The 12,350-nt window shown below is 49.3% G+C and carries 12 protein-coding genes and 1 pseudogene; 3 read left to right on the forward strand and 10 right to left on the reverse strand.

Features of this window, described 5'->3' with window-relative positions; translation table 11 throughout:
• Positions 1-26: 26 nt before the first annotated feature.
• From AB1I67_RS03750 to AB1I67_RS03785, 8 genes and pseudogenes are all read right to left on the reverse strand, one after another.
• Positions 27-638, reverse strand: coding sequence for a lactate utilization protein (locus tag AB1I67_RS03750; protein WP_367028488.1), 612 nt, complete (start codon positions 636-638; stop codon positions 27-29).
• A 73-nt stretch (positions 639-711) separates the two neighbouring features.
• Positions 712-2,118 (reverse strand): Na+/H+ antiporter NhaC family protein, encoded by a 1,407-nt coding sequence (locus tag AB1I67_RS03755; protein ID WP_367028490.1) that lies wholly within the window; start codon positions 2,116-2,118, stop codon positions 712-714.
• Between the two features lie 31 nt (positions 2,119-2,149).
• Entirely contained in the window at positions 2,150-2,548 is a 399-nt protein-coding gene (locus tag AB1I67_RS03760; protein ID WP_367028492.1) for a DUF296 domain-containing protein, read from the reverse strand.
• Positions 2,549-2,573: 25 nt separating this feature from the next.
• On the reverse strand, positions 2,574-3,488 hold the full coding sequence (locus AB1I67_RS03765) for a dihydrodipicolinate synthase family protein (protein WP_367028493.1): 915 nt from the start codon (positions 3,486-3,488) through the stop codon (positions 2,574-2,576).
• Between the two features lie 226 nt (positions 3,489-3,714).
• Complete coding sequence (locus AB1I67_RS03770) at positions 3,715-4,410, reverse strand: Crp/Fnr family transcriptional regulator (RefSeq protein ID WP_367028494.1); 696 nt, start codon at positions 4,408-4,410, stop codon at positions 3,715-3,717.
• A gap of 184 nt (positions 4,411-4,594) precedes the next feature.
• Positions 4,595-5,883: pseudogene (locus tag AB1I67_RS03775) on the reverse strand (TRAP transporter large permease).
• A 20-nt stretch (positions 5,884-5,903) separates the two neighbouring features.
• Entirely contained in the window at positions 5,904-6,365 is a 462-nt protein-coding gene (locus tag AB1I67_RS03780) for a TRAP transporter small permease subunit (protein WP_367028495.1), read from the reverse strand.
• 212 nt (positions 6,366-6,577) lie between these two features.
• Positions 6,578-7,705 (reverse strand): TRAP transporter substrate-binding protein, encoded by a 1,128-nt coding sequence (locus AB1I67_RS03785; protein ID WP_367028496.1) that lies wholly within the window; start codon positions 7,703-7,705, stop codon positions 6,578-6,580.
• A gap of 468 nt (positions 7,706-8,173) precedes the next feature.
• Between AB1I67_RS03785 and AB1I67_RS03790 the strand changes: the two genes are divergently transcribed.
• Positions 8,174-8,857 (forward strand): GntR family transcriptional regulator, encoded by a 684-nt coding sequence (locus AB1I67_RS03790; RefSeq protein WP_367029143.1) that lies wholly within the window; start codon positions 8,174-8,176, stop codon positions 8,855-8,857.
• A gap of 89 nt (positions 8,858-8,946) precedes the next feature.
• On the opposite strand, the gene rbr is transcribed toward AB1I67_RS03790, so the two are convergent.
• Both rbr and AB1I67_RS03800 read right to left on the reverse strand, forming a co-directional pair.
• Positions 8,947-10,158: a rubrerythrin gene (rbr, locus tag AB1I67_RS03795; protein WP_367028497.1), complete on the reverse strand. Its 1,212-nt coding sequence runs from the start codon at positions 10,156-10,158 to the stop codon at positions 8,947-8,949.
• 5 nt (positions 10,159-10,163) lie between these two features.
• Entirely contained in the window at positions 10,164-10,853 is a 690-nt protein-coding gene (locus AB1I67_RS03800) for a rubredoxin (protein ID WP_367028498.1), read from the reverse strand.
• Positions 10,854-11,102: 249 nt separating this feature from the next.
• Between AB1I67_RS03800 and AB1I67_RS03805 the strand changes: the two genes are divergently transcribed.
• On the forward strand, positions 11,103-11,783 hold the full coding sequence (locus AB1I67_RS03805; RefSeq protein ID WP_367028499.1) for a Crp/Fnr family transcriptional regulator: 681 nt from the start codon (positions 11,103-11,105) through the stop codon (positions 11,781-11,783).
• 55 nt (positions 11,784-11,838) lie between these two features.
• Complete coding sequence (locus AB1I67_RS03810; protein WP_367028500.1) at positions 11,839-12,261, forward strand: amino acid-binding protein; 423 nt, start codon at positions 11,839-11,841, stop codon at positions 12,259-12,261.
• Positions 12,262-12,350: the final 89 nt, after the last annotated feature.

Genomic DNA, 12,350 nt, shown 5'->3' on the forward strand with positions numbered 1-12,350 from the left:
TCTCTCCTCCTATCCATCTTCTGATTTTATATGCCCAGATCCTCGCCAACAAGCAGCACTTTTATACGGCCTGCCGGACGGCAGCGCCTTGTGACCACCAGCGTATTGCAGATACAGTCATGTGCGTTACAATCACTGCAAACTCCCAGAACAGAACAGGCAGTCTTGCTGTCTTCTTTTAAAAAGCGCATCATATTTACCGGCGCGGCAATGGTACGGATCCGTTCCACCCCCGCGTCCACGCTGCGCACAGCTTTATTCATACCTGCCACTACAATGACGCTTTGGGGGCCAAATGTCAATGCCGCTACACGATTGCCAGTTCCATCCATATTAACTAACTGCCCATCCGCGCTTACTGCATTTGTGCCGGTCAGAAATACATCCGATAAAAGCGCCTGCCGCATCCTCTCCTCCTTTTCAATATCCGTGCCTGCTGCATCCCGGTCTATTACGGGATGTGTGTCGCGCACCCGGTCAAGAAGGCCAATCTGATTCACAGACAATGATCCGCCCCACCCCACCGTTGCTCCCTCCGGAATCCAGGAAAGCGCCTGTTCAAGCGCCTCCTTCCTCGTCCGTACATAGCAGGCCGTAAAGCCCCGGTTCTGCAGCTTTTTACTATAGCCGGAGCCCACCTCTCATTTCTCAATTCCATAGGGGTCATCATCTCGCCTCCTGCTCCTCAAAGATTCTTATATCCATCCGACATCAATAGCCTATCCAGCCTACACTCTGCATCACCATTGTGATGACAATCGCGGCGGCAATTTCAATCAATATAAATTTGATCGCCCATTTAAAATATTTGGGGAAATTAACGCCTGCTATCGCCAGGCATCCCATCAGCGGCCCATTCAACGGCGTTGCCAGATTGCTCAGCCCATCGCCAAACTGAAAAGCCTGAACCGCTACCTGGCGTGTAATGCCCACCAGATCCGCAATCGGCGTCATAAGCGGCATCATAACCGCAGCCTGTCCTGAGCCGGATGGGATCACCATATTAACTAAAGCATTCACAACTACCATCATACCGGCCCCTGCAACCGCCCCCGCCCTGTTAAGCGGCAGGCTTAAGGCATATACGATTGTGTCCAAAACCTTGCCGTTGCTTAAAATCACTGCAATCGCACTGGCAATACCGGTAACAAAAGATGCATAGATCATAGGTTTGCATCCCTTGATAAATTTTTCAGCAATCTCATTCATGGAGAAACCAGAAACTAACCCGGTTACAACCATCATACCGAAAAAATAAGAAGCGATTTTCTTCGCACTCCAGCTATTCTTGATTGTCAGGCTCACACAGATTGCCACACCTGCCAGAAAAACCACAACGGTTATCAATTGCCTTCTGCTTAGCTTTGCAGATTCTATGTTTGACTCTCCGTTAATATGCTGCAATGACGTTATATCCGTTTGACAGTTTAAGCTGTATGCCGGATTTTTTTTAATTTTACGGTAGTACATCATGGTTACACAATACATAAATGTGATATTTGCAATACAGCAGATCACACGCGGCATAGTGCCTGAAAAAATCGGCACTTCTGCCAGTGTCTGGGCAACACCCAGGATACTGGGATTCGCAAATCCAATTGAAAAACCACTCATCAGTCCAAAATATACAATCAGGAAACCCAGGAACGGGTCTCCGCCCAATGCCTGCGCCATGACTATACCAATCGGCATGACCGCAACTCCAATATTTGCAAATGCGCCGGCAGCATTGCCCAGCCCCAGGCCAAACATCAGAATCGCGATAGCAATCATTTCTTTGCCCTTCAACATCTTAGCAAGCCACGTAAAAAACGTGGATAACGCCTTGCTTTCCTCCACCATCGCTACGGAAGCCCCACAAAAAAAGATCAGGAAAATCGTGTTGGCGCTATTGGAAAATCCCTGGTAGATTGCCTGTAACATATCCCACGGCGTTTGGCGGACTGCATCCACGTACTGGAAACTGCCTGCCACCACTTTCGTTAAGCTTCCATCCTGTATCCGCTCAAAGGAACCTGCCGGGATAATCCAGGTAAGCGCCATAGCCACTATGCACAGGATGAACAGCAGTGCATATACATCGGGAAATTCAAATTTCTTTTTTGCTTTTTCAGACATTTGTAACTCCTCCTTTAAACCATTCGTTTTTTCATACTAAAGGTATCATAAATACCCGCACCGCACGAAATGCTTTTCCATCTGCCAGCCCGCCTCCGATCACATGGCCTCCGGCCGTAGCCGCGCTGGCATGGATATGGACGAACAGAGGGCTTGTCTTATCTTTGTAGACTGCTTTCAGCTCAGGGTCCATCTTCTCCCGTTTCATAACTTCCCCAATAAAAGTTAAAAGCTCCGCTGCGCCACGGCTGGAAACGGATATTGTTCTTAAGGGCAACTCATTTTCAGTCGGAGTTGTAAACCTGCAGTCTATTACAGAACCGACCGCTCCTGTTAGATATACACTTTCCCACCCTTGTTCCAAAACATATCTGGACACCACTTCCTTGATACTCTCACCGGATTTTACCGTTACTTCATAGAGCTCCATGACAATCCCCCTGTTTTATACCAGATTATTTTACGCCATATTTATCAATTACGCCCATCTCGCCCATCATTTTTTCCAGTACAGATAACTTCTGTCCAGTGTACTCCTCATAAGGCCTGCGCAAATGTCCGCCAGGCAGTCCCAAAATACGCAGAGCAGCTTTTATCACTACCGGGTTTGAAAACGTATACAACTCCTGCAGCAGCGGGAACCACTTAAAATACTCCTCGCGGCATTCCTCCATAATCTGCATGCTCGTCCACGGCCTGGAGTACTTTGCAGCTTCCTCCGGAATAATGTTGCCACCAATATTTGCCGTACCAGTACCGCCTACGGCAAGAGTTGGAATCACGATAGAGTAATGCGGAAAATCACAGCACATAATCTTCACCTTCCCCTGGCAGAGACGCTGTACCTGCACTAACTGTTCCACACTGCCCTGTGCTTCTTTGTCCACAACAAAGTTCGGATGTGCATCGGAAAGCGCCTTGATCGTTTCCGGACTGATCAAGACCCCCAAACGGCTGGGATTATTATAAATGCCGCAGGGAATATCCACGGCGCTCATACATGTGTCCAGATGGCTGAGGGTCGCATGCTGGTTGATCAGCACATACGGAGGCACCGTAAAAATAACACCATCCGCGCCTTCCCTCTCGCAGAATTGTGCAAACTCCACACTGTCGCCTGTCGTCATAGCGGACGCGTTAAAAAAACAGGGGATTTTTCCTTTTGTCATGGAAATAACTTCTTTTACGATGGATTTCTTTTCTTCCAGTGTAAGCAGCGTAGTCTCTGCCGCCGAACCCAAAATAAAAATCTGGCTGGTACCATACTTGATCTGGCGATTGATCAGGATCTCATAGCCTTGAAAATCAATCTTGTCCTCCTCGGTAAAGGGTGTGGGCATTGCTACCCAGGAGCCTTGCAGGTTAATCATTCTTGCATTCCTCTCTTTCACTTGCCGGTCTATTAGTTTCGTAATATCATGTTACAACTTCTTCCTGCTTTTATGGATCAGCAACAAAAAAGAAGTTCTTGTATCTATCTTACGAGAACTTCTTTGTTTAATCTATCTAACACATCACACTGTAACATAAAATAGTTTGTAACATTTATTACACAAAACTGGGTTTACGAGCCATTCGCAAGTGCAATTTCACCGTCTAATACCTGTGCTCTTCCATCCATTTTATGAATTTATAATACTCCTTCACGCTGATTTGAATATTGCGGTTCAAAATACGGATAAATCCCTCATCACACAGCTCATTGATCAATTTGCTTACGGTCACCCTCGCCCCACCCACAATCGTACTAAGTTCATACTGGGTATAATGGATTTTTAATTGAAACCAGCCGTTGTCTATCTCCTGTTCCGTATCAGCCACTGAGCAAAACAATCTTTTCAAACGATCCTTACAGGAATTAAATGCCAGATTCTCTACCTCGTGCCTTAAAATAAGCAGTTTTTTGGAATAGCTATGGAGAATTGCATCTCGAAACAACTTATTCTCGCCAATCAGGCGGTCATACTCACGCAATGGGATACAATAGAGCGTGGTCTTCGTCTCCGTACTGGAATACAGTCCGGTCGGTTCACTGAGCGAGCATGGCGTCTCCCCATAAAACCAGCCTGCCGCCAGGGTATAAAGAATCTTCTCTGTACCATCCATCGATACCATATAATGGCGCGTGCGGCCTTCTGCCACATAATATACACCATTCATTATATCCCCGGGCTCAAGAAATATTTTCCTGGCATTGTAGGTAATCACTTCCGAATGCAGTCGGATCAATTCCTCCAGTTCTTTCTGTACCGGACTGGGTAGAGTCAGACTGGATTTATCCCACGTATACATATGCTTTATGCTCCTATCCCGGAATATTAGCTTCACCCGCTGAGAAAAAGCAGGCATATCAAAAGTTACATACGCCAATTATATCACCTTTTTTTGACTACGCCAAGAAAAAAGGGTGAAGAATCGTCCCCCTGCTCCAGACGATACTTCACCCACCGATCAAACGGTTTCAAACAATTACTTTTTACAAACTATACCCCAGCATCAGCGGCAGCCACGTCGTCAGCGGCGCCCACAGGCTGATAGCAAGCAGTACGATGATGTTACAGATCACATACGGCAGCGCACCCTTGAAGATAGCAATGATGGGCATCCGGTTGATCTTGTTGCAGGCATTTAAACACATGCCCACCGGAGGAGTCACCAGGCCGATGGCAAGGCCGGTGATCATCATGGCGCCGAACTGCAATGCGGAGAATCCATAGCTCTGCATGACGGGAAGCATGATCGGTGTCAGCAGAAGGATCGCCGGGCTTACGTCGATAAAGGTCCCGATCATCAAGATCATCACACAGAACATGAGGGCGATTCCCCACGCCGGCATATTCAGGGAAATGAAGAAACCGGCTACGATCTGCGGCACCTTCTGCATGGTCAGCACCCAGGTGAAGATCGTGGTAAAGCCAATGATCAGCATGATGGAGGAGGAGGAGATCAACGTCTTCTTAAGGGCCTCCCACACTGCTTTCCAAGTCAGCTCCTTATATACGAAGAAGCCTACGATCATTGCATACAATACCGCTGCGCCTGCACTCTCCGAAGCCGTGCACACACCAAAGGACACACAGACGATGATGAACAGCGGCATCAAAAGCGCCGGGATACCGGATAGGATCGCATGGAAAAATACTTTGGAGTCAAATGCCTCCAGCTTCGGATGCCAGTGCTTCTTATGGCTGATCCAGAAAACCACCACAAGCTGCGTAAGACCGATCAGAATCCCCGGAACCGCGCCGGCCATAAACAGCGCTCCAACAGATGCGCCGGAGATCATGGAGTACACGATCATTGGCGTGGACGGCGGAATGATCATGCCCATGGTGGAGGAAGCAACCGTGATACCGGCCGACGCTGCCGGCGGATAGCCCTGATCCTCCATCGCCGGGATCAGAATGCTTCCCAGGGCAGAGGTGTCTGCTACGGAAGAACCCGAAATACCGCCGAAGATCATGGAAGCCACAATATTCACCTCGCCCAGGCCGCCGTGGAACGGGCGGAGAGCTGCAGGCAGAAATTGATGATACGTTTTGTGATGCCGCCGGTATTCATCAGCTCACCGGCCAGCATAAACAGCGGCATTGCGATCATCAGCTCGCTGTAAGCGCCGTTCCAGATACGCTGGGGCATCATGGAGATAAACGCCGGGGCGTTGGTGGTTATGTAGGTGACACAGGATGCGCCGATCGCAAAGGCCAGCGGCACGCCAAGAGCTGCAAAGAAGATCAGCAGCACCAAAAGAATAATCATTGCCATAACTGATACTCAGCTCCTTTCTATGCTTGCGGCGCGTCGTCTGTCAGCGCCTTGTTTTTCGGTGCAAAATACGAAACATCCACAGTGATGAACTCGATGATCTTGATCACGACACAGACCGCACAGATCGCGCCGCATACCGGCATGATGCCGTACATGTATTTCATCGGGATCTCCATGCCCTGGCTGATCTGTTTCCCGGCAACACCCACGTACTTGTAACCCTGATAGGTGAAGACCAGGACCACCACCAGAACGATCAGATAGTTGACCACACTGAGCCAGCGCTTGATCGCCGGCTTTACCGCATCATAAAGAATATCAATCATGACATGCTCGTTCTTTAAAACGTTGATCCCCATTCCCCAGAAGGTTGTGAACGCAAACAGCGTCACATTGAACTCCGCCAGCTGCTTCCAGCTGTGAGAAAAGAAGTAACGTGCAATGACCGAAAAGATCACCAGCACAGCCAGCAGCCCCATAGCTACAACGCCGATACCGAAATATACATTAAATATCTTTTCCCCGATTTTCTTCAGCTTTTCGATGACAATCAGCCCCTTTCCCTTTCATTCCCCTGCCGCCTGCACTCGCCAGGGCGTAAATGCCTGTGAATCAGAAAACTCCCGGAAATCCCCGGTACTTCAGGTACCTGATCTCCAGGAGTTCCTATGCTCAGGATAATGTTAACGGATTATTTTGCGCTGGCTACGATATCCTGCATTTCCTTAAGCTCCTCTGCAGTCAGGATACCTTCCTCGATACACTGGTCATAAACCACCTGTACCGCATCCTGGAATGCCTTTAACTCATCGGCGCTCGGCTCGTACACTTCACAGCCTGCATCTACTACAACCTGCTTTGCAGCTTCCTGGGTCTCATCGATCAGCTGGTCGTTGTAAACGCTCATCTCATCTGCACATTCCTGGATGATCTCCTGGTACTCTGCCGGAAGAGAATTCCACCATGCTGCATTGATGTAGAACGGGTCCGGATGGAACTGGTAGTTCACCTCGGTAAAGTACTTCTGAACCTCATAGAACTTCATACCCTCTACGTTAACCCACGGATTTTCCTGACCGTCTGCAACGCTGGTCTTAAGGCCCATGTACAGATCAGAATACGGAATTGTTGTGGTGGTCGCGCCCATAGCAATGAAGGTCTTGTCGATGGTGTTCATGCCGTTGGTACGCATCTTTAAGCCCTTTAAATCCTCAGGCTTGGTGATCGGATGTTTGCTGTTGGAGAACTGACGGTATCCGCCTGCGTCGCAAAGGCTGATGATGACCGTTCCGGTCTCTGCTTCTGCTTCTGTACAAACCTTCTTTGCCAGGTCGCTGTTGAGGAGAGCGGTTACCTGTGCACGGTTCTGGGTTAAGAACGGAAGGGTGAACATTAAAAGCCTCGGGCTGAAGTCGAACTGGCCGCCTCTCATACCCTGTACGGTTCCTGCCACTACCTGCTCCAGCATCTCTTTCTCGGTGCCCAGCTGGCCGTTGGCAAATACTTCTACGGTCACATGACCGTTAGTCTTCTCTGCTACATCTGCTGCGAACTTCTCCATAGAAACATAACGCGGGTTGCCTTCCGGCTGTGCATGTCCTACCATCATGGTGAAATCACCCAGCGCTGCATAAGGATCTTCGCCTTCAGCCGCAGCCGCGGTTGTGTCCGCTGCCTTGGTGTCTCCTGCTGCTGCAGTGGTCTCTGCTGCAGCCGCGGTAGTAGCCGCTGCGCTCTCCGCCGGTTTGCTTCCGCCACATGCTGCCAGGCTGGACGCTGCCAGCGCTAATGTCAGTAATAACGCAATTTTCTTTCTCATAAATCTTGTCCTCCTTAAAACATCCGTTTTCTTTTACATTTCACTCCGGCTGTCCTGCTGCAAGCTCCGCACTCCGTTTTGCGCTTTGCTTGTATACAACCATGGCTTGATATTAACATATTCTTACTATAAAATCAATACTCTTTCACAACATTTTTATGTGCATATTTTAATATCAGTTCCCAATAATTAATCGCTTTTTGTCTATTATGCATATAATTTTTTATGGGTTTTTGTATGATATTCGCAGTAAAACGCACTGTTTTCGCCATTTTTTTCCTTTTATCTGTTCAACCTTGCCAAATTCGCTGCCGCCATTTCGTCAACCTTGTATACAAGTATCTCGTAATGTCGCTTTTTGCGTATTTGACAGTTCATTGTTTCTCCCCTATAATGAGAACATGGAACAGAGGACAACCTGTCGCCAGGCTTTTTTGCTGTGTGCAGGAATGGAGGTATATTTTGGAGATGAATCTGAGCAATGATGAGATTTATGATATTCTGGAACGGGAGATTGTGACCCTGGAGATCAGGCCCGGAGAAGTTTTAAGTGAAAATACGCTCTGTAAGAGGTTCAGCATATCCCGCACACCGATCCGGAGTATCCTGCAGCGTCTTCAGCAGAACGGCTTTGTCCAGATTGTTCCCCATAAAGGTACTATTGTCACCCCCATCGACTTGAATATAGCCAGCCAGTGGATCTATCAGCGCATGGCGGTGGAATGTATGGTCCTGCGGGATTTCCTTCAGATGTATTCCCCCACCGACCTTGCCCGTATCCACTATATCCAGCAGCAGCTCCTGGATATTGCGGAGACGCGCCACACTTCGGATCAGTTCGATATCAACCAGTTTTTGACCACAGACTTATCCATGCACCGGGTGTGGTTCCAGGCTACGGACAAGCTTTACCTCTGGGACACCCTTACAAAGCCCCAGGCCGACTACTCCCGCTTTATCCGCCTGGATATCGTGGGCGCCCGCAATGTGCCGGATGTACTTGAGGAACACTTGGAACTGATCGACCTGATCGAGGAAAAAGACGCCGCCGCTATCGAACCGCTGCTGAAACGCCACCTGTACGGCGGTGTGAGACGGATGGGCGGACAGCTGTTTTCTGATGAATACCGGGATTATTTTAAACAGGAATAACTTAAAATCAGCCAACCGGGAAAACAATCCCGGACGGCTGATTCTTTTTATCGTACTTACTTGCAAGGATCTTACACTCTCACGCGGTCTTAGTAATTCTCTTTCCTCACCTCAAAGAAGCTCTGGCTCATCCCGCAGACCGGGCAGGCCTCAGGAGCCTTTTTGCCCATCACCAGATGCCCGCAGACGCGGCATTCCCAGATGCACTCCTCGGATTTCTCAAACACCCGTTTCATCTCCACGTTGTCTAACAGCTTACGGTACCGCTCTTCATGAGTCTTCTCGATGGCCCCTACCCTGCGGAACTTCTCCGCAAGCTCCGGGAAGCCCTCTTCCTGCGCATCCCTGGCAAACCGGTCATACATATCCGTCCATTCGTAGTTCTCGCCTTCTGCTGCCGCAAGAAGGTTCTCTGCCGTGCTGCCCAGATGCCCCAGCTCCTGGAACCATACCCTCGCGTGCTCCTGCTCATTGCGGGCTGTCTTTAAGAAGATCTCTGCAAGCTGGTCGTAGCCCTCCTGCATGGCAATGTTTGCAAAGTATGTATACTTGTTCCTGGCCTGGCTCTCCCCTGCAAAGCCCTCCATCAGATTTTTCTCTGTTTTGGTCCCTGCATATGGATTCCCGCCCTTTGGCTCCTCGATCTTTTCGAATTTGGAAGCCGGCTGTTTGCAGATCGGACATACAAAATCTGCCGGAAGCTCTCCCTCATGAATATAACCGCATACAGTACAACGCCATCTTTCCACCTTATTTTCCTCCTTATTCCCGGTCCTGTTTTCCGGGTTCTCAGTTTTATTGTTTGATCGATCATGCTTCAGCAGCGTGATCAGCTCCTTTGCCGCTTCCGCCGGGAAGTCCTCTCTGGTCCCGATCTCCTGCTCCAGGGCCATGTAAAGGAATTCTCCCGCCTCCCTGCTCTGGGGCAGCATATATGCCGCCTCTCTCAGGATATCCTCCGCCATGATACGGTTTGATCTGGCGATCGCCCGGGCGAACTGCCGCTCCACCGGGTTTTCGGTCTCAGCTGCGATTCCCTCTGCCATCTGCTCCTGCCGGGTCTTGCTGCCCGCAAGATGTTTCAACGTATTTAAGACAGCAGCCTCTTTTTCCTGCTGAGGCGGATATTCCTTCGGGACCAGCACGATGGCATGAGATGGGCAGGCATTGGCACAAGCGCCGCATCCGATGCATTTTGACGCATCAATCTGGCCGTTCTCCGTATCAGACGCCCCTGTGGGACACACATACAGGCAGAGACAGTCTTTGGTACAACGGTCTATATTACGGACTGCATACATAAACGTTACCCCCTTTCCACCTTCGTCAGTTTTTTCTTCGGTACCTTACAGATCGGGCAGATCTCCGGGGGCGTATCGCCGATATAGATAAAGCCGCAGATCTCACACACATAAATGCTGGTGTTCTCGATCATTGCATCCCCTTCCTTTTCGTATCTTGCGATCAGGGAATTCATGATCCGGGTTGACTTTTCACTCCAGGTAAGCGCCCGCAGCGCTCCCCGGTCGGGCTTTTCACCGGCAGCCGCGTTGGCTTCGGGATATCCCGTCTCCAGATCCTCGTTTATGCGCTTAAGCAGGTCATCCATATCCTGACCGGTAATGATACCCGCCTTATTCTGATAATACTCCGCCAGCTTCCAGAACTGCTCCGCCTCTCTTGCTAGATACTGCTTCTCACAGCCCTTTGCCAGATTGGAACACAGGGCGCTTAGCTGCGCGGGCGTCATCTCCTTTAAGTCCTCACCTCCGGTGTGGTCCTCTCTCTGTCCGGAATGCGGGCGCTCACGAGAGACCTGTTTTTCCTGTGCTGCTTCCGCCTGCAGCACAAACTCGGATCTGGCGGCGCCGCACAGAGGACAGACCCAGTCCTCCGGCAGCTCTTCCCACTTTGTCCCCGGTGCAATCCCGGCGTCCGGGATTCCAGCCGCCTCATCATAAATGTAGCCGCAGATACTGCATATGTATTTCTTCATTTCACCCCTCCTTGACTGTTTTCCTCTCTGTTTCTCCAAGTCTGTTTTAATATGTTCAGTATAGCATACCAGATAATGGTTATCTGTGACTTGGTCACAAAATGATAATTATTATCATTATTGTTTATTCAGCCCGTATCCACTTTCTATATCGCAAAAACGGATGTTGAAAAGAACTCTTTGCTTGTCATTTTATAAAATTCACTGTATGATGAGAGTAGTGTACTTTATGACGAAAGGACATACTTTATGTTAACAAAAAAAGATTCCATCCTCTTAAGTTCCAGGCTGCCCTTCTGGGATCACCTCAGCGCGGAGCAGAAGGACTACCTGACTGCCAATACAAAGCTGATGCATTTCTCCAAAGGGCAGGCGTTCAACAGCGGCGGTGACGACTGCGGAGGTATCCTGCTGCTGCTCAGGGGAATGCTCCGCGCTTATATTATCTCTGACGAAGGACGGGAGGTCTCTCTGTACCGGCTGGAATCCGGGGATGCCTGTACACTTTCCGCAGCCTGCATCATGCAGACCATCGACTTTGACATCTTTATAAGCTCTGAAGCCGAAACAGATGTACTGCTCATTAGCACTGCGGCTTTTTCCCGCATTTCTGCGGAGAACATCCATGCGGAGCTATTCTGTTACAAGACTGCCACTGAGCGTTTTTCTGACGTCATGTGGACCATACAACAGATACTCTTCACCAGCTTTGACAAGAGGCTGGCGGCTTTTCTGCTGGAGGAGACCGCAAAGAGCGGAAGCCTGACCATCCACATGACCCATGAACAGATTGCACGGTATCTGGGCAGTGCCCGAGAGGTCGTGTCGCGGATGCTCAAATATTTTTCCGGCGAAGGTTATGTTGCTTTATCCAGGGGCGGAATTACCGTTACTGATGAAAAACGGCTGAGAAAAGTCTTGAACCATTGATAATATGGAACTTGTAATGTATAATAATGGCTAAACAACGATCAGGGAGGTTTGTATGCTGAAACAATTATCGATATACGCAGAAAATAAAAAAGGGACGCTTCAGTGCATCACCGGGATCCTTCTCCGGGAGGAGATCAATATCCTCGGTTCCGTTACCAACGACAGTGCCGAATACGGTATTATCCGTATGGTAGTATCCGATGCCGCCAAAGCAAAAGAAGCCATTGAAAAAGAAGGTTATCTCTGCCGTTTGACCAACGTTACCGGCGTAGAAGTTGCAGACAAGGTAGGAAATCTCCATCATCTGCTGCTGGCACTTTCTGAGAGCAATATTAACGTTGATTACGTTTACCTGTCCTTCAACCGGAATTCCGGCCTGCCGGTCCTGATCTTTCACACGGAAGGGACCTATGAGGTGGAAGCCTGCCTGACCGGCAAGGGCTTCACTGTTGTGAGTGATTCTGATATCCTGTGACCAGGATCTGCATCCTGTACAGAAGCATTCTGTGCACATATCAGGTAAAACTGCCGCACTGGCTGATGATCCGTTTATATGGACCCCGG

This window comes from Clostridium sp. AN503 (genome assembly GCF_040719375.1).
Lineage (GTDB): Bacteria > Bacillota > Clostridia > Lachnospirales > Lachnospiraceae > Brotaphodocola.